We start from the raw sequence: 19,716 nt of genomic DNA, 5'->3' as shown, positions 1-19,716 counted from the left end.
GTACCCGCCAACCATCGAAGCACGTCGGGAATAGCGAAAAAAGTCCTTTTGAATCAGCCGCTTATCTAAACGAAAAGCATTCGTGTTCCAGTTATCTGCGACACCTGCGACAAAAAGCAGCAGGTCTGAATAGCAGAAAGCCGCGCCCTGAATTGGTGCGCGGCTTTCCGAGATTATGGCAACGCGCAATAAGCGCTGCTCATTACCGATATTCCTATTACTTATGGACCGGAAGGATTTACTTTCCGGCCCATCGTATTATTTCTCGATGAGGAATTTTTCTCGATCGAGACCTGCGATCCAACGCGGCGGCTTGCCGCGGCCCGACCACGTGTTGCCACTTTCCGGGTCGCGGTATTTCGGCGCAACGCCCGCGCGGGGACGGGCGGCCTTGACGCTTTTCGCCGCACGGCCACCGCCGAGTTCGCTCAGCGAAATACCGTAATCGACCATTTTCTGCTTGATCTCATTCAAGACTTCAGCGTATTCGCGTGACTTCGCTTCTTCGATCTGCTTTTCGAGCTTCTCGCGCTGTGCGAGGAGTTCCTTGTAGGAAGACATAGGTTCCCTTGTCGTATGGATAAATGACCGCCGATCTTATGTCGGCTCGTTCTTTGAGGTTTCAGACCTCGGAATTTTGGCGAGATTAACACAAAATAGAAAAACTGCAAAAGCACTCGCCGCAAATATTTTAAATTCGTTTCAAAAAGTTTCGGCACCGTAGCGGTATCCGCACGATTAGCTTTCAATTAGCTGATTTCGCATGTTGCTGAAAAACTCTCGGCGAAGCGCATATTTATGCGATTAACTAGCAGCAAATGCTATTTTGAGATCGCGAATTCGCATCAACATTTCACGCCATGAGAACTTTCATCGCAATAAGCGCTTCTATTGAGATAGAGCCGAAGACAAAAGCAGTGGCCGATGTCCGGGGTTTTCCCAAAAACAATAATGCTTAATGCGCATATCGCTCGATGCAAACTTCGAGCGCCGCATGCAATGTTTCAGCGTCCAATCGCGCGCCGTCGAATGTGCAGCGGCGACGCATACCCGCCTGTTTCAGATCGACGCCATAGCGGTCGATGCCTAGAAATTCCACGCCTTCCGTGCCGCTCAACCGGCGGCCGAATTCGTCGAGCAGCGCGTTCTCCTCATCGGCGCCGAGCGGCGGCAGCGCATCGAGTTCCGCCCCGTCGAGCCAGCCCATCGCGCCAAATCCGCCGATATACCGCAGGCGTTCGATCTGCATCGTCCAGAACGAGAAATCGCCGAGCATCAGATAGCGCTCCGCTTCCGGGTGATATCGCAGGTAGCGCCGCACGAACTCCGGGGCCGGCTCGAAGGTGCCGAGCAGCGTGGCGCGCTGGCCGCCGAGGACGTCGCCGTCGGGTGCGTCCACCGCCAGAAAGCCGGCGCGCGGGTCCGCGAGCAGGTTATGCGTGTGCTCGGCGAGCCGGCTAATGAGAATAGTCGGACGATGCCGCGCGTCCGGCGCGAACGGCAACACCGACGGATACGGAAAGCCCCCGGGCCCGCGCGCATGCGTGGCGAGCGTGCCGACGGCGGCCGTGTGCAACAGGTGCAGCGGAGCATGAGCGGGAATGTTCAAGTCGACGTACCTCGATGAATGGACGACAGGCGGAGCGGCGCACGAAGACGGCAGCAAGCTCGCGGAACGCCGTGGCAACCCGCATGGACGGCACGCCTGCCACGACATTGCGGCAAACGGCATGACACGGGCAAACGGCCGGCACATCGCCCATAAAAAACCTGGCGACGCACTCCGCCGCCCTGCCACACGGAGCTCGCGCCATCGTACGTGCCCGGCTCCGGCCTTCCAAGCATAGGACAGCATGCTTCGATAAAATCTCAAGTCCGCTTTCAATGCGCCTTCATACGCGCCCCCCGTTTCGAGACCTTCGTGCCCGACCAACCCGCCTCCGAATTCGCCGTCCTGCCCGCTGCCCATCGCGACCTGCCCGTCACCGCGCGGCAACGGGCCCGCGTCGCCACGATGGCGCTGTTTTTTATCGCCGGCATGATGTACGCGTCGTGGGGCGTGCACGTGCCGACCGTGCGCGACCGCTTCCATCTGAATGCGGCCATGCTGTCGTTCGCGCTGCTGGCCGTCGCAGGCGGCTCGATCGGCGCGATGGTGACCAACGGATCGTGGATCGCGCGCGTCGGCACGCGCCGCGCCTGCCTTGCGGGCGGCCTCGCGATGGCCGCCTGCGCGGCGCTGATTCTGGTCGTGCCGTCGTACGGGCTCCTGCTGGCCGTGCTGGCGATCTTCGGCGCCGGCATGGCCACGCTCGACGTCGCGATGAACGCCGAGGCGAGCGCCGTCGAAAAAGCACTCGGCAAGCCGATCATGTCGTCGCTGCACGGCATGTTCAGTCTCGGCGGGATGTTCGGCGCGGCCGTCGGCGGGGCGCTGCTCGCGCGCGGCATGGCGCCCGCCCTGCACCTGCTGCTCGCGGCGGCGGTGAGCGCGCTCGTGCTTCTGCTGGCGTGTCCGTCGGTCCTGCCGCACGTGCCGCACGCCGAGCATCCCGACTCGGCGACGCCGCGCACGAGCCGCTGGCGCTCGCCAGCGCTGTGGGCACTCGGCGCGATGACGCTCGTCGCGCTGATCGCCGAAGGTGCGATGTACGACTGGGCCACGGTCTATATGCGCGACGTCGTGCTCGCGACACCCGCACTCGCGAGCGCCGCCTACGCAGCGTTTTCGGGCGGCATGGCGGCGGCGCGTTTTGCCGGCGATGCGGTGCGCGCCCGCTTCGGCGCGCCGCAGCTCGTGATGATGAGCGCCGCGCTCGCCTGCGCGGGCATGGTCGACGCGCTGCTGCTGCCGAATCCGGTTGCCGCGCTGGTCGGCTTCGCGCTGCTCGGCCTTGGCCTCGCGAACATGATGCCGGTGCTGTTCGCGGCGGCCGCGAGCGTGAAAGGCATCCACGCGGCCGAAGGGCTCGCGCACGTCGCGGGGCTCGCGTATTTCGGCTTGCTGCTCGGGCCGGTCATCATCGGCGCGGTCACGCAGATGACCAATCTGACGATTGGTCTGTCGGTCGTCGCCGTGTGCGCCGCGTCGATCGCGCTCGTCGGCCCGAAGGTGCTGCGGCGTTTGAAGATCTGAGCCCAGGGCACGCCTGCCGTGTGTCGACGTTCTTCATGTCATATGAAACCCGCCGGCTTACGTTACGTTACGCGCGGCCCCGCGCGCCGCTGTGTTCCCCGACACATCGCTGCCCGGAACTGTCTCGCCCGCCCGCGCAAAAACCATCAACTCGTTGATTTATATAGATTTTCATCTCTCACCAGGTCGCTTAAAAAAATGGCATAGTCTTTGCAGTTAGCTCCCTCAGCAATTTCCATATTACGAGGGGAGCGGAACATGCAATGCAAACTCAAACTAACGGCCGTCGCGCTATGCGTGACGTCAATGATCGTCCTCACCGGATGCGGTAGCACGCTGACAACCGGCACAGGTAGCCTCGGCGGCGGAGGCGCGGGTGGTTCGAGCAGCGGTTCGTCCAGTGGTTCCAGTAGCGGTTCGAGCAGTGGCTCATCCAGCGGCTCCAGCAGTGGCTCGAGCAGTGGCTCGAGCAGTGGCTCGTCCAGCGGTTCGAGCAGCGGTTCGTCCAGTGGTTCCAGTAGCGGCTCGAGCAGTGGCTCATCCAGCGGCTCCAGCAGTGGCTCGTCCAGCGGCTCCAGTAGCGGTTCGAGCAGTGGCTCGTCCAGCGGTTCGAGCAGCGGTTCGAGCAGCGGTTCGAGCAGCGGTTCGAGCAGCGGTTCGAGCAGCGGCACAGCCAGCGCCAACCCCGTTGGCGTCGTCGTGCAGAACACCGGCAACGTCGTCACCGCAGCCGGCCAAACCGTCTCCGCGGTCGGCAGCCAGATCGGCTCGACGTCGCTTCCCGGCACCAATGCAGCGACCACCACCGCGCTCGGCAACGTCGTGTCGAATCTCGGCAGCGGCGTGACCGCGCTCGGCACCGGCGTCGCGAACGGCCTCGGCCAGCTCGGCAATTCGACCGATCCGCTCGGCACCACGCTCGCCAGCAGCGGCAACCTCGTCTACAACGCGGGCCAGGCCGTCAACAGCGCCGGCCAGCTCGTCACGAGCCTCGGCAGCGGCCCGACCACGGCGCTGAGCCCGCTGACGACGCCGCTCGGCACGGTCGTATCGACGGTCGGCAATACGGTCAGCAGCGTCGGCACGCAGCTCGGCACGACGCTATCGAACGGCCCGATCCAGCAGGTCACGCAGACGCTCAGCACCGCGATCACGCCGATCACCTCGACGCTCGCGCAGACGACCCAAACCGTCGGCGACACGACCGGCCTCGGCGCGCCGCTGAACGGCCTGCTGTCGACGCTCGGCCACGGACTCGATAGCGCCGGCAGCAAGATCGGCAGTGCAACCGGCAACCCCATCGGCCAGAACCTCGGCAACGTCGTGACGAAGCTCGGCGACACGGTCACCTCGGCGGGCGGCCTGCTCACCGCGGGCAGCGCGAGCAGCGGCAATCCGCTTGGCGGCCTCACGGGTCTGCTCGGTCTGGGTGGCAGCAGCGGTACCTCGGGCAACCCGCTCGGCGGTCTCACGGGCCTGCTGAGTCTCGGCGGCAGCAGCGGGACTTCGGGCAACCCGCTCGGCGGTCTCACGGGCCTGCTGAGTCTCGGCGGCAGCAGCGGGACTTCGGGCAATCCGCTCGGCGGTCTCACAGGCCTGCTGAGTCTCGGCGGCAGCAGCGGGACCTCGGGCAATCCGCTCGCACCAGTCACCGGTCTGCTGACGACGGTCACCGGCACGCTGACGGGCGGCCTGAGCGGCGGCAGCGGCGGCAACAGCCCGCTCGCACCGCTGACCAGCGTCGTCTCGACGCTGACGGGTGGTCTCGGCGGCCTTGGCGGCACCGGCGGCTCGGGTAGCCCGCTTGCGCCGCTGACCAATGTCGTGAGTTCGGTAACGGGCACGGTCACCGGCGTTCTGGGCGGCGCGACGTCGAGCGGCGGCAGCAACCCGCTCGCGCCGGTGACGACGCTGGTGTCGTCGCTGACGGGCACGCTCAGCGGCGCGACGACGGGCGGCACGTCATCGGGTAGCGGCAGCGGCAATCTGCTCGCGCCGGTCACCGGCCTGCTGACGACGGTCACCGGTACGCTGACGACCACGGTAGGCGGCGTCACGGGTGCCGCGGGCGGCAGCTCGGGTGGCGGCCTGCTCGGCGGCCTCGGCAACCTCGCGGCGAAGAAGTGATAACCAAGAACAACGACAGCAGATAAAGGCGCGATAACCAGAAGCGCCGCAGGGAGGGTGGCGAGCCGGGCAACCGGCTCGCCATTTTTTTATCTGCGTACGCTTGATGAAGGTTCGATGAACACCCTGCGCTCCCGCGGTCGACAGGCACTCGAACCGCGGCGAACGCATGCCGGCTTGCAAGTCCAGCAGCGTGCGCAAGCCGGTTCGGTGTCCGTAGCATGGCGATGCGCGAAAGAAGCCATCGCGTGGAAATACGGAAAGCGAGCATAAAAGAAAAGGCACGCGAGCCTCACAGCGCGCGTGCCTTTTTAACAGCGAACCGAAGACGGCGCAATGCCGTCCCCGCTCACATGGAATTTACATCTTCACGACGTCGAGCAGCGTCTTCTTGCCCTGCTTGTAGTTGTACAGCGAGATCACGCCGTGCTGCAGGTCGCCCTTCGAATCGAAGGTCGTTTCGCCGATCACGCCCTTGTAGTCGGTCGTCGGCATCGCGGCCAGGATCTTCGCCGGATCGGTCGAGTTCGCGCGCTTCATCGCGTCGACGATGATGTACACCGCGTCATACGTGAACGGCGCGTAGATCTGGATCGGCTGGCCGAAGCGCTTCTCGTACTTCGTTTCGAACGCCTTGCCGCCCGCCATCTTCTCGAGCGCCATGCCGGCTTCCGAGCAGACGATGTTGTCGGTTGCGTCGCCGGCCAGGTCGGACAGCTTGTCGGTACACACGCCGTCGCCTGCCAGCACCTTCGCGCGCAGGCCGAGCTGCTTGGCCTGCTTCGCGAACGGGCCGCCGGTGGCATCCATGCCGCCGTACATGATCGCGTCCGGGTTTTCGCCCTTGATCTTCGTCAGAATCGCGCGGAAGTCGACGGCCTTGTCGTTGGTCGCGTCATGCGACACCACGTTCAGGCCGAGCGCCTTGGCGGTCTTTTCGAATTCGTTCGCGAGACCCTGGCCGTACGCGGTCGAGTCGTCGACGATCGCGACGGACTTGATCTTCATGTCCTTCGCGGCGTAGTTGGCGAGTGCCGGACCCTGCTGCGCATCAGTCGCCACGACGCGGTACGTCGTCTTGAAGCCCTGTTGCGTGTAGGCCGGGTTCGTTGCCGACGGCGAAATCTGCACGATGCCCGCATCGCTGTAGATTTTCGAAGCAGGGATCGAGGTGCCCGAGTTCAGGTGGCCGACCACGGCGACGACCTTGTCGTCGACGAGCTTCTGGGCGACCTGCGTGGCGGTGCGGGGGTCGGCCGCGTCGTCCTGGGCATCGAGTTGCAGCGTGATCTTCTGGCCGCCGATCGTGAGGCCCTTCGCGTTGATTTCCTCGACGGCGAGACGCGCGCCGTTTTCGTTGTCCTTACCCAGGTGAGCGATACCGCCAGTCAACGGCGCAACGTGACCGATCTTGACGACCGTGTCGGCCGCGGCCGATGTTGCCAACGTCGCGAACAGCATCGCCGCAGCGCTGATCGGCAACAACTTTTGAATTGTGATGTTCATGTATGTCTCCATTTTCGGTCAAAACAACGTAATCGCCCTGTGCCCCGCTTCCCCAACTCGTGTCGCTCAGTCCCGTGGACGATCACGCCGGTTGCATCGTTCATGCACTTGGCCAGTACGCTTGCCTGACTGTTTGTGACAGTTGGCAAACCGTACTTGCGCGCAAGTGTAGGTCATCAAATTAATTTGGGGGAATTTTTTGAGAAAGTGGGAAGAACACTAATAGCGCGTGTCCCGCAAGCGTCGCTCGCGGCCTCGGCGAATGGGCCGGAAAGCGCCAGCCCATGCGGGTTTCCGCCAATTGAGGGGGTTCGCCGCGCGGGAGGTTTTAGCGTTTTTTCTGGTTCGAATCGGGAATAATTCGAAGGATTTTTCAACTCGATAATGAGGCGCGCCGCACATGCTTATTAACGGATTCAGTTCGCATTGCAGGCGCGCCGGCGCATCTCTGAATCAGTCGCCGGAGCGACTGCGGAAGTGGGCGCGGAATCGGTCACGGATGTGGTCACCAAGCGGTCATGAATGCGGTCAAAACCGCAGCCACGCATGCAGTCACTGAATGCGGTCGCCGGCGCGGTCACAAACCCGTCAACAAAACCGGCCACGAAGCCAATCGCAAAGCCGGTCGCACAATCAGCGCTTCACGAGCGGCGCTCGAACGCGGCGATACGCGCGGTCGCCGCGCGCCATTCCTGCTCGAGTTGCGCCATCAGTTCGGCGGCGCCGAGACCTTCAGGACGCGCGCGGCCGAGCGGCGCGCCCTGCCCCGCCCACAGCGACAGGTAATCGCCGTTCTGCGCGCGGCCCGCGTTTTGCCGCAGCTCCTGCGTCAAGGCGTTTTGCACGGGATACGGCGCGATCCGCTGCGCCTCTTCGCTCAAACGTTGCATCAACGGATTGCGGATGCCGCGCGCATGACGGCCGGTGATCGCGCGCGTCACCGTAGTCGAGGTGTCGGACATGCCGCGCACGCGGGTTTTCCATACGGCGGGAATCGCGCTTTCGCGGCTCGTGAGAAACGCGGTGCCCAGCACCGCCGCCTGCGCGCCGAGCGCAAGCGCCGCGACGATGCCGCGGCCGTCCATGATGCCGCCGGCGGCCAGCACCGGCAGCCCGCTCGCGTCGACGAGTTGCGGCACGAGCGCCATCGTGCCGATGAGCGCATCCTCGGCCGCACCGATGAAGGTGCCGCGATGCGCGCCCGCCTCGGCGCCTTGCGCGGCGATCGCATCGGCGCCCGCGTCGCGCCACGCGACACCCTCGGCGACATGCGTCGCAGTCCCGATCACATACTGGCCGTTTGCATGCAAACGATCGACATCGGTGGCGGCCAACAGTCCGAACGTCAAGCCCACCACCGGCACGCGCAATTCGATCAGCGTTTCGAACTGCGCGCGGAAGTCCGGCGCATAGCGTTCGAGCGCCCGGCCGGGCGGCAGGCCGAGATCGGCGCGCAGCGGATCGATCGCGTCGAGCGCGCGGCGCACGGTGGCTTCGTCCGGCGAGGCGGGATCGAGCACGAACAGGTTCACACCAAAGGGCCGCGTGGTCAGTTCGCGAATCGCCGCGACTTCGCTCGCGATCTTCTCCGGCTCGAGCGCCGCACCCGCGAGAAAACCGAGCCCGCCCGCATTCGACACCGCCGCGACCATCGCCGGCGTGGTCGCGCCGCCCGCCATCGGCGCCTGCACGACCGGCACGCGCATCTGAAAACGCGCCGCAAACGGCGTCACAAAATTGCCCTCATTCATGATCGGTTTCCTTTCCGGCGCAAGGCCGGCCATATCTGTGCAAGAGGCTCGCCACGCGTTCGCGTGATGCGCCTGCCGGCGCGAGCCGATACGGCCGACTCTACCCATATGCGCGCCGCCGGAAAAATGAATTATCGAGAATGTTTCAATCGCCTGACGAGAATCGTGGCGTGCGAAGCAAGCCGCAAGGCCCCGCCCAGCCCTGCTGCAAGGCGGTTCTTTTGATGGCACACTAAGCGCCCGCCCGAGGCCGGCCGGCCTTTGGCGTTCCGACTACCCCGACCTCGCGCGACGCCCGCGCGAGTCAATGGAGAACAGTATGAGCACGACTTCCCGATGGATCGACATCCCCGCCGGCAACGACAGTTTCGGCGGCTACCTGGCGCTGCCGAAGGGCGGCAAGGGACCGGCCGTCATCATCATTCAGGAAATCTTCGGCGTGAACAGCCATATCCGCTCGGTCGCGGATCAGTACGCGCAGGACGGCTATGTCGCGCTCGCGCCGGACGTGTTCTGGCGCGTGCAGCCGCGCGTCGAATTGACGTATGAAGGCAAGGACCGCGAAAAGGGCATCGAGCTGATGCAGAAGACCAAACTCGACGACGCGGTCGCCGACATCGGCTCGGCCGCCGCCGCTTTGCGCGCGCTGCCGGAAGTGACCGGCAAGGTCGCGGCGATCGGCTATTGCTTCGGCGGCCGCCTCGCGTACCTGGCCGCCGCGGCCGGTTCGCTCGACGCCGCGATCGCCTACTATGGCGGCGGCATTCACACCCATCTGGACAAAGCCGCCAGCGTCAAGGTGCCGATGCAATTCCACTACGGCGAGCTCGACGCGCACATTCCGCTGTCCGATATCGGCCAGATTCAGGAGCGCTTCGCGGGCCGCGCCGACGTGCAGTTCAACATCTACCCGAACGCCGATCACGGCTTCAACTGCTCGGACCGCGCCTCGTACAACCAGCACGCCTCGGCCTTGGCGCACGGCCGCACGCTGACGTTCCTCGGCGAGCGCATGTAGGGAGCGCGGCGGGTCACGCCGGGCGCGTCACTCGGGTACGCTCGGCAAGACGGCGGGTCGGCGACACGCCGTCTTTTTCATGGGCAACCCTCAGCGAGACAACGCGCAACCCGGCGCAGCGCTTCATCGCCCGCGCGGACAGCCGGCCCGACTCGACGCGGCCGCCGCCTGCAGTCGACACCCGCAGTCGACGCGCAACCCAAACCGACAACGAGGCTTCCTACGCCGTGCACTCAGACTATCTCGCTCATGACGCCATCGGCCTCGCCGAACTCGTACGCACACGTCAGATCAGCGCGCGCGAACTGGTCGACGTCGCGATCTCGCGCACCGAAGCCGTCAATCCCGCGATCAACGCGGTCGTCCTGAAGGACTACGACGCGGCACGCCAGCGCGCCTCGCGCGACGACGCCCGCCGCGACGACAATGCGCATGGCGCCGGGCGCCTCGACGGCGCGGACAACGCACACGCGGCGCTCGCCGGCGTGCCGTTTCTGATCAAGGACCTCGGCGCGCCGATCGCCGGGTTGCGCATGGCGATGGGCAGCCGTCACTATCGCCACTTCGTTCCCACCCAGGATGCGCCCGTCGTCACGCTCGCGAAAGCGGCGGGCCTGAACATCTTCGGCAAGACCAGTACGTCCGAACTCGGGCAGATGCCTTATACGGAGCCCGAACTATTCGGCGCGTGCCGCAATCCGTGGAATCTCGATCACACGCCGGGCGGTTCGAGCGGCGGCGCGGCGGCCGCGGTCGCCGCGGGCATCGTGCCGCTCGCGCATGCTTCGGACGGCGGCGGCTCGATCCGCATTCCGGCTTCGTGCTGCGGACTGTTCGGCCTCAAGCCGTCGCGCGGACGCGTGCCGCGCGCGAGCCCGCCGACCGCGGGCGAACTCGGCATCGATCACGCGATATCGCGCAGCGTGCGCGACAGCGCGCTGCTGCTCGATCTGCTGTCGGGCCACGCGGAGCGGCCGAGCGGCGCGCCCGGCACGTTTCTCGGCGCGACGCTCGACGCAACGCGCGAGCCCTTCAAACCGCTCAACATTGCTTACGTGACAGAGCCGATGCTCGCGCCGTCGCTGTCCGCCGATGCGCGCGCCGCGCTCGACGACGCCGCGCAACTTGCCAGCTCGCTCGGCCATCGTCTCGAACCGGTGTCGCTCGGCATCGATTTCGCGGCGGTCCGTCAGGCGTTTCTCACGCTGTGGTCGGTCGTCGCCGACGACATCGTGCTGAACGCGGAGCGCATCAGCGGCCATAAGCCCGTGCGCGGCGAGTTCGAAATTTCGACGTGGGCGATGGCGCACATCGGCCGCAAGCTTGGCGAACAAGGCTTGCCGGCAGCGCTCGAAGAACAGCGCCGCATCACCGAACGCCTTACCGATCTGCTGAACCGTTACGACGTGCTGCTGTGCGCGACGCTCGCGGCCGCGCCGATCAAGATCGGCGAGATGCAGCCCACGCAGTTCGAGCGCGTGCAGATGCGCGCGGTCACCGCGGTGCCGTTCGAAGGGCTGATGAAGAAGCTGCTGCTCGAAGCGTCGAACAAGGCGTTCGCGTGGGCGGGCTGCACGGAGCTATTCAACCTGAGCGGGCAACCGGCGATGTCGGTGCCGCTCTACTGGAATGCGCGCGGGCTACCGATCGGCGTGCAGTTCGCCGCGCGCAACGGCGCCGAAGCGACGCTGCTGCGGCTCGCCGCGCAACTCGAAGCGGCGCGGCCGTGGTTCGACCGGCGGCCGCCGCTGCTGAACGCGCGGCGATAGGCCGCCATCGAGAGTGCGCCGCGATGCTGCGGCGCACTCTCGCGCAAACCGGCCAATAACGTTGGCCCCGGCTTGCGTCAGGCCTTCTTGTTATACGCGCTGCACCACCCCTTCGCCGACACCTGCTTGCCCGCGAACATCGGACAGGCGCCGTAGGCATCGCCCGCCTTGCCCTGGAAGAAACTGCAGTTGCCGCAGTCCTGGCCTGCCGCGTATTTCGCGAACTTCGCCTTGTCGACTTTGCTTGCATCTTCCTTGTAGCCGAGCGCCTGCGCGGTCGGATCGGCTTCGGTGACCTTCGGCGCATCGGCAAACGCCTGGCGCGACAGCGCGAGCGTCGATGCCACACCAATACTGGTAATCAGAAACGTACGACGGGACGATCTCATGGGGACTCACTCCATTTATATTGAACTAACGCCGTTCTGATGACGACGGTCCCCAAGCATAGCAACGAAGCCCGCGCGCGTGATGACTCAAATGGTGGAGATAAGCGGTTCGGTACGGGGAAGCGGTGCGAGCGGACCGGTGGAATGGGCCGCGACGCGAGGCAAGGCGCGACACTACGCCGCGCGCATTCGAGGTGCATCCGGAGCACACCCGCGCGCCGCGCGAAACATCAGCCGCGCCCGGCCAGCTCGCAAACGCGCTGCGCAATCGCGAGCGATGCCGTCAAACCCGGCGACTCGATGCCGAACAGATTGACGAGCCCGCGCACGCCATGCGCGGCCGGCCCCTGAATCACGAAATCGGCGGCGGGCTCGCCGGGGCCGGACAGCTTCGGACGAATGCCCGCATACGCGGGCTGCAATGCGTCGTCGGGCAGCGCCGGCCAGTACGTGCGAATCGCCGAGTAGAACGAGTCCGCGCGCCGCGGGTCGACGTTGTAATCGATCGTGTCGACCCATTCGACGTCGGGACCGAAGCGCGCCTGGCCGCCGAGATCGAGCGTCAGATGCACGCCGAGGCCGGCCTCGTTCGGCATCGGATAGATCAGGCGGCTGAACGGCGCGCGCCCCGAGATGCTGAAGTAGCTGCCGCGCGCGAAATAGAGCGGCGGCACATGCCGCGCATCGAGTCCGCGAATCCTGCGCGCGAGCGCGTTCGCGTGAAGGCCCGCGCTATTGATGACGCACGCGGCGCTGACCGTGGTCGACGCATTGCCGCCGACCGTGACGACGAAGCGCCCGTTGCGCGCCTCGATCGCCTGAACCGGCGCGTGAAACGCGCACACCGCGCCGTCGCGCTCGGCGTCGCCCTGCAACGCGAGCATGAACTGGTGACTGTCGACGATGCCCGTCTGCGGCGAAAACACCGCCTCCACGCATTCGAGCGCCGGTTCGAGCGCCTGCGCCTGATCGCCGCTGATGCGCATCAGGTCGAGCACACCGTTGTCGCGCCCCTTGGCCATGATGCTTTCGAGCTGCGGAATCTGGCTGCGCGACGTGGCGACGAGCAGCTTGCCGCAGCGCGAATGCGGCACGTTGCGCTCGACGCAGTAGTCGTACAGCATTTCTCGGCCGTGCACGCACAGCGCGGCCTTCAGCGAGCCGCGCGGGTAGTAGATGCCCGCGTGAATCACTTCGCTATTGCGCGAGCTGGTGCCCACGCCGATCGCCTCGGCCGCTTCCAGCACGATCACCTCGCGCCCGCGCGCCGCCAGCGCGCGCGCCGTCGCGAGGCCGATCACGCCGGCGCCGATCACTACGCATTCGATCTGATCCATATCCGTTGACGCGGCCTGCTGCGCCGCGCGCTGCCTCGTTCAGCCGATGGAGAGGAAGACAGGATGCCGCGCCTGCGTGCCGCGGTCCGCTCGCTGCCGAACGCCGCCGTCGAGCCCATGGCGCCACCTCTGTCCGCTCGTGTCCTGCTACCCCTGTCACGCAAAATTGTACGACGCGGTACAGACAGAAATGCCCGCAGTTCGCTCAACTGCGGGCATTTCTGTCTCGGGCGCGCACACGATGCGGCGGTCGCAAAGTTTCAGTGTATGTCGCCTGAGGGCTCGGTGCCGATTTACCTGCCCAAGATGTATCTCAAAAACAGCAATAATTGCTGCGACATTGATGTCGCACGACGTATGAATTGCCGCCTGTCGCCCGTCAAAGTGAGAAAAAGGCCGTTTTTTATCCAAAAAATGACCCGAAAACTCAAAAACCAATCGGTTTTCGCCGGTTTCCGTAATCGAGACGAATATCGGCGGGCTCGATTTCGTCGCGGCCCGCGATCCGCGCCGCTCCGAAGCCGTTCAGGATCGCACGGCGCATTTCCCGCGGCGAGGCGCGCTCGAGCGCGTCGAGCGTCGCGTCGCCGAGCAGCGCCGGGAAGCGCAGCCCCCAGTTGTGCGCCGAGCGGATCTCGTCGTAGATCGATTGCGCGATACGCCGCGCGCCGTCGTGGTCCGGCGGCGCAATCTCGTACACGTTCATGCGGTTCAGGATCGGCTCGGGAATCGCGCGCTCGTCGTTGGCGGTCGCGATCCAGATCACGTTGCCGGCATCGATCGGAATCTCGGCGAATTCATCGATGAAGCTTTGCGCGGTGTCGTGTTCGAGCAGCGCGTAGAGTGCGCCGAGCGGGTCGTATTGCGAGTCGCCGGTAGCCTTGTCGATCTCGTCGACCGTCATCACCGGATTTGCATAGCTGCCGTTCACGAGCGCATCGAACACCTTGCCCGGCTTCGCGTTCTTCCATTGCGACGACGCGCCCGACAGAATCCAGCCCGCCGTCAGCGAACTCATCGCCACGTACTGGTAGGCGGTGCCGAGCAGGCGCGCGAGCTGCTTCGCGAAATGCGTCTTGCCGATGCCGGGGTCGCCGAGCAGCAGCATCGGCATCAGTTCGAGCCGGTCTTCGGTTTCGAGGCACAGCGCGACCTGCCTGCGGATGTCGTCGAGCGGTGCGGAAAAATTGGGCAGCGCGTCGAGCAGATCGTCGATCGACGGCATGCGGTTCGGCTTCACGCAGAAACGCAGATTGCCGGTCTTCAGCATCTTCTCGTAGGTCGCGCGCAGCGCCTCGCTCGCGCCCTCGCCGAGACCGTTCAGCGCGGCTTCGACCTGATCGAGGTCGTACACCCGGCTGAACGAGGCCACGGCGATTTCCTGTTTGACCATTGCTGTCGTCATCGCTCACCCCGTCTTGCTGGTCCTGCTGCGGCGGCGCCTTGTGAGCGCCGGCTCAGGACCAGTGTAACGGCGGCGTGATTGCGTGCAAGCCAGCAGTCATGCGGCTCTGCTGCTAACAGCGCGGGCGTTTCAGGTGCGCCGCCGCGGCGCTTTCCAGCGGCCTCGAACGATTGTTTCGAAGATTCCCGTCCTTATCTGAAATGCATTGTTGCTGAACCGCTTTCCCGTTCGACGGGTCAGAAAACGTTGCGGCCATCAGGGGTAAGATGGCTCTCTGACCAACCGGCCACCGGCCTCGCAACGTACCTGCCCACTATACGGGCCGACGCCGTGAGCGGAGATTCCTTCCATGTGGAAAACCAGTATCGTGGCCATGCTGCTTGGCGCTTCGTTGCTCGCACACGCGCAACAACGGCCGGCGCAGCAGGTCGTGCAATGGCAGTTGCAGGTGATGCAGGACGATCAGCAGGTCGACTCGTTCGAGGGCACCACCACCGTCGGCCAGGCGCACACGGATACGCATCATCGGGTCGTGCAGCATCACGTCGGCTGCAAGGACCAGCCGGCCGGCAGCATCGATCTGTCGCGCACGCTGACCGTCTCGCCGCTGCGCGTGGACCCGGAGGGCGTGACGATGTCGATCGAGACGCAGGAAACGCTCGAAGACGCCGCCCCCCAGCGCACCGACATCGGCTGCAAGCTGCCGCCGCAACCGCGTCTGGTGAGCGGAAGCCATCCGGGCCTCGTCGTGCCGCCGGATCAATGGGCGAGCTGGACGATCGTTGCAAGCAATCCGAAGCTGGTTTACCGCTTGCATGCGAGCGTGGTCGCGAACGGCAATGACGGTACGAACGGCAGTGCGAATGACGGTGCGAACGGCAGCGCGGCCGGTGCGCCGAACGGCGATGCGAACGGTAGTCCGAACAGCCACGCCGCCAGTACGCCGAACGGCGCATCGAACTGACCTGGCCGACATGCACGGCGCCCCCGAACAACGCATCCTATCGAAGCCTTCAAACAGAACACGTGGATAACGCGGCATGCGAAACCCAGAAGAATTGATCCGCGAGAATCTCGCGCCGAACGATTTCGTCGCGGTGAGCTGGAACCTGCACAAGGGCCGCACGCCGCTCGGCTTTCAGGCCTGGCAGGCGATGCAGCGCTGGGTCCAATCGACCCACGCGGACGCCTATTTCCTGCAGGAAGCGATGGCGCGGCGCATGCCGTCGCCGGTATTGGCGAGCAGCTTCGGCGCGCCGATGGACGATCCGCTGACCGACGTCTGGCACTGCCAGGCGACCGAGATCGCCCGCTCGCTCGAACTCGAAGTCGCGCTCGGGCCGAACGTGTTCAAGCCGTCGTGGCGGCATGGCAATGCGATTCTGTCGCCGCATCCGCTCGATCTCGGCGGCCGCTGGGACATCTCCGCGCATCGCTTCGAAAAGCGCGGCCTGCTGGTCGCGCGCGCGACCTTCGGCGGGCGCCTCGTCACGCTGCTGTGCGCGCATCTCGCGCTGACACGCCCGGCGCGCCTGCGGCAGATGAACTGGATCGCGCACTGGATCGCCAAGGAAGCGCCCGACGGTCCGCTCGTGCTGGCCGGCGATTTCAACGACTGGCGCAACGACTCGGTGCCGCTCTTTCGCGAACACGGCCTGCAGGAAGTCGCGACGCTGCTCGGCGAACCGGCACGCACGTTTCCGGCGTTCTCGCCGGCGCTGTCGCTCGACAAGATGTTCGTGCGCGGCATGCAGCCGGTCGAATGGATCCAGCCGACGCAGGAGACCGCGTGGCTGTCGGACCATTTGCCGTATATGGCGCGCTTGCAGCTCGAATGAGAATGAGCCGGACGGTTATTTTGCGCGTCTGGCGTCATCAAAGCATAGACGTCAAAAATCCTTTTCTTATAAAGCCCTAGCTCGCCATGTGGCACTTCACAACGGTAACTGTGTACCTAAAAAAATCACTAAGCGGACAGCGTAAACACCTGCAAGCCCCCGCACGCACCCCGCCGCCGGCGCTGCCTTGCCCGCCCCGTTTGCCAGTTTTATCAGCAGGGTCAATGCTGCAGCGCAAGCCGCCTTTCGGTATGATCTCGAAATTGTCGTCCGCGCGGCGCGCTGCTTTCGCGCAAGCCGGACAGCCGATGGCAGCCGCCCTGCGCGGCACTCGCCGAATCGCCGTACCCCGCTGAAGCACGGCCGCACTCACGCCAACGTACTTTGCGACGCCGGACAGCCGGTGGCGCCGCTTGCCTGGCGGCAACCCGCTTCGCCACGCTCAACCGCCGCGGCCCGCCCAGTAGGCGCGGTAAAATAGCGGATTGCGCGTGATTCCCGACCACGGGTTAGCGCAGCATCGCCCTTGCCGTGCCGGCCGGCTCAGACGACTGGCCGCCTTTGTTTTCGCACTATCCAAGAAGCCATGAGCAACCTCAATTCACAAACCGTCCTGAGCGTCCATCACTGGACCGATACGCTTTTCAGCTTCACCTGCACGCGCGACCCGTCGTTCCGCTTCGAAAACGGCCAGTTCACGATGGTGGGCCTGCCGGTCGACGGCAAGCCGCTGATCCGCGCTTACAGCCTCGCCAGTGCGAACTACGAAGAACATCTCGAATTCCTGAGCATCAAGGTGCAGGACGGCCCGCTCACCTCGCGTCTGCAGCACCTGAAGGTCGGCGACGAAGTGCTGATCGGCAAGAAACCGGTCGGCACGCTGGTCGCCGACAACCTGCTGCCCGGCAAGACGCTGTGGCTGCTCTCCACCGGCACGGGCCTCGCGCCGTTCATGTCGATCATCAAGGACCCGGACATTTACGACCGCTACGAGCGCGTGGTGCTCACGCACACCTGCCGTTTCGTCGACGAACTCGCGTACAAGGAATACATCACCGAGCACTTGCCGGCACACGAGCACCTCGGCGAGCTGGTGCAGGAAAAGCTGCTGTATTACCCGACCGTCACGCGCGAGGCGTTCCAGAACCGCGGCCGCATCACCGAGCTGATCGAAACCGAAAAGCTGTTCGCCGACCTCGGCGTGCCGGGCTTCTCGCTCGAAAACGACCGCATCATGCTGTGCGGCAGCCCGCACATGCTGCGCGACACGCGCAAGCTGCTCGACGACGCGGGCTTCAAGGAAGGCAGCAACAACGACCCGGGTCACTACGTGGTCGAAAAGGCCTTCGTCGGCTAGGCAGGCAACACTATCCGCGGCCTTTCGGCGCCGCGAATCCCGCAAAAAGGAGCCTCCGGGCTCCTTTTTTGTTGCCGTTACAAATCGCCGTGAATCATTTCACTTTCCCTGTCGGCATTATTCCTACAGACGGCGATGCGAAATACATCAAGCAAAGTATGAAAAATCGTCGCTAACCGTTGGTGTGACTGCATTTTTTCTTTTTTTGAGATATTATCGCGCCGCCAGTTACGACGAATCGGCTAGCCTCTCATGGTCCGACCTAGTTGTTACCGAATGTAAATTTCGTTACGTTCCGGCATAGTGATCTGTCTGTTTCACGCTCGCGCGACGGACGCACCCGAAGGCCTGAGAATCGCATGCGTTCTTCCTTCGCGCTGCCTGTCCGCGCCCGCTTCGCTGTCCGCATCGCGTCCTGAGAGGGAAAATCATGGATTCGTCGACTGCCGTCCCGTTCAACGCGCCGCCGGCATCGCCCGCAGCGCGTGATGGCGTCGACGCGCCGTCGCGCGCCGCGGTGCGCGAGCTGGAACAACTGCGCGCGCGGGTGCGCGAACTGTCGGCCGAACTCGTGCAGGCACAGGAAAGCGCGCGCCGTCACGTCGCTCGCGAACTGCACGACGGCGTCGGCGCCGAGTTGACCGCGACACGCTTCGCGCTCGCCGGCATCGAAACCTGGCTGCCCGCCGACGCGCCACCGCAGTGCTCGGCCGCACTCGCGGTCGCGAACCGCTCGCTCGACGCGGTCTGCGCGGCAAGCCGCGAGGCCGTCGCGCAACTGCACGCGCCATCGTTCGAGGCCGGCGTCGCCGGCGCGCTCGCGCGCTGGGTCGGCGCATTCGCCACCCGTACGCACTTGCGCGCCACCTTCACCTGCGCCGACGATGCGCGGCTCGCGCGCCTGTCCGCCGACGCGGCGCTCGCCGTATTCCGCGTCGTCCAGGAAGCGCTGAACAATATTGCGAAACACGCGCGCGCGAGTTGCGCCGACGTGCGCCTCGAAACCAGCACGCGCCACCTGACGCTGCTCATCGGCGACGACGGCATCGGCCTGCCGCGCGGCGCGCGCCAGCGCAGCGGACAAAGCGGGAAAGACAGCCCAAGCGGCCACTTCGGCCTTGCCGGAATGCAGGCGCGCTGCGCCGCATTCGACGGCACGCTGCGGGTGAGCGCCCGGCGCGCCAGCGCCGGCCACGCCGACGTCAGCCCCCTCAGCCCCGGCAAGGCTGGCAGCAAAGCCCCGCGCGGCACTCTCGTGCAGGCGAGCTTCGCCTGGGACGCGCTGCTCGCCCCCGCATCCCGCGCCGGCCGGCGCGCGCTGCAATCGTGAGCGCGCCATCATGAGCCTGCGCATCCTGCTCGCCGACGATCACGCCGTGGTCCGCCAGGGTGTTCGCCAGTTGCTGCTCGACCGAGGCGTCGCGCGCGAAGTCGCCGAGGCGAAAACGGGCGCGGAAGCGCTCGACGCGCTCGGCCAGCAGAGCTTCGACGTCGTGCTGCTCGACATTTCGCTGCCCGACATGAACGGCGTCGAAGTGCTCAAGCGCCTGAAGCGCAAGGCGCCGCGCGTGGCGGTCCTGATGTTCTCGATGTACCGCGAGGACCAGTACGCGGTGCGCGCGCTGAAGGCCGGCGCGTCCGGCTATCTGTCGAAAACGGTCGACGTCGCGCAGATGATCGGCGCGATCCAGCAGGTCGCCGCGGGCCGCAAATACGTGAGCCCGGCAATGGCCGAGGCGCTCGCCGATTACGTGTCGTTCGACGGCGAGCAGCTGCCGCACGAAAAACTGTCCGACCGCGAATACCAGACACTGTGCATGCTCGCGTCGGGCAAACGGCTCACCGACATCGCGGCGGCGCTGTCGCTGTCGGTGAAGACGGTCAGCGTGTACCGCACGCGGCTGCTCGAGAAAATGAAGCTGCGCAACAACGCCGAACTGACGTTCTACGTGATGAGCAACCGTCTGGTCGACCTGAATCCGGCGATGGCGGGCTGAACGGCCGCCGCGCGCGCAACGATCCACCACGAAAATGCGGCACGCCGCGTAGCCTGCCTGGGGAGAGACTCCCGCCCGATTCGTCG

16 protein-coding genes are annotated in these 19,716 nt (G+C 65.2%); 9 read left to right on the top strand and 7 right to left on the bottom strand.

From position 1 onward, the window contains the following. Window positions 1-258: 258 nt before the first annotated feature. Window positions 259-561, bottom strand: a complete 303-nt coding sequence (locus F3J20_RS04985) for an H-NS histone family protein (protein ID WP_167042246.1) — start codon at window positions 559-561, stop codon at window positions 259-261. A gap of 394 nt (window positions 562-955) precedes the next feature. After that, entirely contained in the window at window positions 956-1,609 is a 654-nt protein-coding gene (locus tag F3J20_RS04980) for a pyridoxamine 5'-phosphate oxidase family protein (RefSeq protein ID WP_167042244.1), read from the bottom strand. A gap of 405 nt (window positions 1,610-2,014) precedes the next feature. On the opposite strand from F3J20_RS04980, the gene F3J20_RS04975 reads away from it, so the two are divergent. Continuing rightward, on the top strand, window positions 2,015-3,136 hold the full coding sequence (locus tag F3J20_RS04975; RefSeq protein WP_240162707.1) for an MFS transporter: 1,122 nt from the start codon (window positions 2,015-2,017) through the stop codon (window positions 3,134-3,136). A gap of 258 nt (window positions 3,137-3,394) precedes the next feature. Next, window positions 3,395-5,263 carry a collagen-like triple helix repeat-containing protein gene (locus F3J20_RS04970; RefSeq protein WP_167282268.1) on the top strand — a complete coding sequence of 623 codons (1,869 nt, stop codon included), beginning with the start codon at window positions 3,395-3,397 and terminating at the stop codon, window positions 5,261-5,263. 360 nt (window positions 5,264-5,623) lie between these two features. Here F3J20_RS04970 and F3J20_RS04965 read toward each other — a convergent pair whose 3' ends face one another. Together F3J20_RS04965 and F3J20_RS04960 are read right to left on the bottom strand one after the other, a co-directional pair. Then, window positions 5,624-6,769 carry a branched-chain amino acid ABC transporter substrate-binding protein gene (locus F3J20_RS04965; RefSeq protein WP_167042238.1) on the bottom strand — a complete coding sequence of 382 codons (1,146 nt, stop codon included), beginning with the start codon at window positions 6,767-6,769 and terminating at the stop codon, window positions 5,624-5,626. Window positions 6,770-7,410: 641 nt separating this feature from the next. Then, window positions 7,411-8,520 (bottom strand): nitronate monooxygenase, encoded by a 1,110-nt coding sequence (locus tag F3J20_RS04960; protein WP_167042236.1) that lies wholly within the window; start codon window positions 8,518-8,520, stop codon window positions 7,411-7,413. A gap of 319 nt (window positions 8,521-8,839) precedes the next feature. On the opposite strand from F3J20_RS04960, the gene F3J20_RS04955 reads away from it, so the two are divergent. Continuing rightward, window positions 8,840-9,538, top strand: a complete 699-nt coding sequence (locus F3J20_RS04955) for a dienelactone hydrolase family protein (RefSeq protein WP_167282266.1) — start codon at window positions 8,840-8,842, stop codon at window positions 9,536-9,538. Window positions 9,539-9,765: 227 nt separating this feature from the next. Next, window positions 9,766-11,307, top strand: a complete 1,542-nt coding sequence (locus tag F3J20_RS04950) for an amidase (protein ID WP_167042232.1) — start codon at window positions 9,766-9,768, stop codon at window positions 11,305-11,307. A 77-nt stretch (window positions 11,308-11,384) separates the two neighbouring features. Here F3J20_RS04950 and F3J20_RS04945 read toward each other — a convergent pair whose 3' ends face one another. The 3 genes from F3J20_RS04945 to F3J20_RS04935 all read right to left on the bottom strand — a co-directional run bounded on the left by F3J20_RS04945 (window position 11,385) and on the right by F3J20_RS04935 (window position 14,438). Next, window positions 11,385-11,696 (bottom strand): high-potential iron-sulfur protein, encoded by a 312-nt coding sequence (locus F3J20_RS04945; RefSeq protein ID WP_167042230.1) that lies wholly within the window; start codon window positions 11,694-11,696, stop codon window positions 11,385-11,387. A gap of 230 nt (window positions 11,697-11,926) precedes the next feature. After that, window positions 11,927-13,033: an NAD(P)/FAD-dependent oxidoreductase gene (locus F3J20_RS04940; RefSeq protein ID WP_167042228.1), complete on the bottom strand. Its 1,107-nt coding sequence runs from the start codon at window positions 13,031-13,033 to the stop codon at window positions 11,927-11,929. Window positions 13,034-13,460: 427 nt separating this feature from the next. Beyond that, window positions 13,461-14,438, bottom strand: coding sequence for an AAA family ATPase (locus F3J20_RS04935; RefSeq protein ID WP_167282264.1), 978 nt, complete (start codon window positions 14,436-14,438; stop codon window positions 13,461-13,463). A 349-nt stretch (window positions 14,439-14,787) separates the two neighbouring features. Between F3J20_RS04935 and F3J20_RS04930 the strand changes: the two genes are divergently transcribed. The 5 genes from F3J20_RS04930 to rqpR all read left to right on the top strand — a co-directional run bounded on the left by F3J20_RS04930 (window position 14,788) and on the right by rqpR (window position 19,630). Next, on the top strand, window positions 14,788-15,402 hold the full coding sequence (locus F3J20_RS04930) for a hypothetical protein (protein WP_167042224.1): 615 nt from the start codon (window positions 14,788-14,790) through the stop codon (window positions 15,400-15,402). A 76-nt stretch (window positions 15,403-15,478) separates the two neighbouring features. After that, entirely contained in the window at window positions 15,479-16,276 is a 798-nt protein-coding gene (locus F3J20_RS04925; RefSeq protein ID WP_167282262.1) for an endonuclease/exonuclease/phosphatase family protein, read from the top strand. 586 nt (window positions 16,277-16,862) lie between these two features. After that, on the top strand, window positions 16,863-17,633 hold the full coding sequence (locus tag F3J20_RS04920) for a ferredoxin--NADP reductase (protein WP_167282260.1): 771 nt from the start codon (window positions 16,863-16,865) through the stop codon (window positions 17,631-17,633). A gap of 430 nt (window positions 17,634-18,063) precedes the next feature. Then, window positions 18,064-18,963 carry an ATP-binding protein gene (locus F3J20_RS04915; RefSeq protein ID WP_167042218.1) on the top strand — a complete coding sequence of 300 codons (900 nt, stop codon included), beginning with the start codon at window positions 18,064-18,066 and terminating at the stop codon, window positions 18,961-18,963. Window positions 18,964-18,973: 10 nt separating this feature from the next. Next, window positions 18,974-19,630, top strand: coding sequence for a response regulator transcription factor RqpR (gene rqpR, locus F3J20_RS04910; protein WP_167282258.1), 657 nt, complete (start codon window positions 18,974-18,976; stop codon window positions 19,628-19,630). Window positions 19,631-19,716 lie beyond the last annotated feature (86 nt).

Origin of the sequence: Paraburkholderia sp. Cy-641 (genome assembly GCF_011752945.1) — a bacterium.
Classification (GTDB): Bacteria; Pseudomonadota; Gammaproteobacteria; order Burkholderiales; family Burkholderiaceae; genus Paraburkholderia.
Note: the sequence above shows the minus strand (reverse complement) of the source record. Positions and strands in the feature narration are given on the sequence as shown.

What these genes read in the sequence shown, in the direction of transcription:
- F3J20_RS04985 (WP_167042246.1), bottom strand. Translation starts at nt 561, where the DNA reads ATGTCTTCCTACAAGGAACTCCTCGCACAGCGCGAGAAGCTCGAAAAG.
- F3J20_RS04975 (WP_240162707.1), top strand. Translation starts at nt 2,015, where the DNA reads ATGGCGCTGTTTTTTATCGCCGGCATGATGTACGCGTCGTGGGGCGTG.
- F3J20_RS04970 (WP_167282268.1), top strand. Translation starts at nt 3,395, where the DNA reads ATGCAATGCAAACTCAAACTAACGGCCGTCGCGCTATGCGTGACGTCA.
- F3J20_RS04965 (WP_167042238.1), bottom strand. Translation starts at nt 6,769, where the DNA reads ATGAACATCACAATTCAAAAGTTGTTGCCGATCAGCGCTGCGGCGATG.
- F3J20_RS04960 (WP_167042236.1), bottom strand. Translation starts at nt 8,520, where the DNA reads ATGAATGAGGGCAATTTTGTGACGCCGTTTGCGGCGCGTTTTCAGATG.
- F3J20_RS04955 (WP_167282266.1), top strand. Translation starts at nt 8,840, where the DNA reads ATGAGCACGACTTCCCGATGGATCGACATCCCCGCCGGCAACGACAGT.
- F3J20_RS04945 (WP_167042230.1), bottom strand. Translation starts at nt 11,696, where the DNA reads ATGAGATCGTCCCGTCGTACGTTTCTGATTACCAGTATTGGTGTGGCA.
- F3J20_RS04940 (WP_167042228.1), bottom strand. Translation starts at nt 13,033, where the DNA reads ATGGATCAGATCGAATGCGTAGTGATCGGCGCCGGCGTGATCGGCCTC.
- F3J20_RS04935 (WP_167282264.1), bottom strand. Translation starts at nt 14,438, where the DNA reads ATGACGACAGCAATGGTCAAACAGGAAATCGCCGTGGCCTCGTTCAGC.
- F3J20_RS04930 (WP_167042224.1), top strand. Translation starts at nt 14,788, where the DNA reads ATGTGGAAAACCAGTATCGTGGCCATGCTGCTTGGCGCTTCGTTGCTC.
- F3J20_RS04925 (WP_167282262.1), top strand. Translation starts at nt 15,479, where the DNA reads ATGCGAAACCCAGAAGAATTGATCCGCGAGAATCTCGCGCCGAACGAT.
- F3J20_RS04920 (WP_167282260.1), top strand. Translation starts at nt 16,863, where the DNA reads ATGAGCAACCTCAATTCACAAACCGTCCTGAGCGTCCATCACTGGACC.
- F3J20_RS04915 (WP_167042218.1), top strand. Translation starts at nt 18,064, where the DNA reads ATGGATTCGTCGACTGCCGTCCCGTTCAACGCGCCGCCGGCATCGCCC.
- rqpR (WP_167282258.1), top strand. Translation starts at nt 18,974, where the DNA reads ATGAGCCTGCGCATCCTGCTCGCCGACGATCACGCCGTGGTCCGCCAG.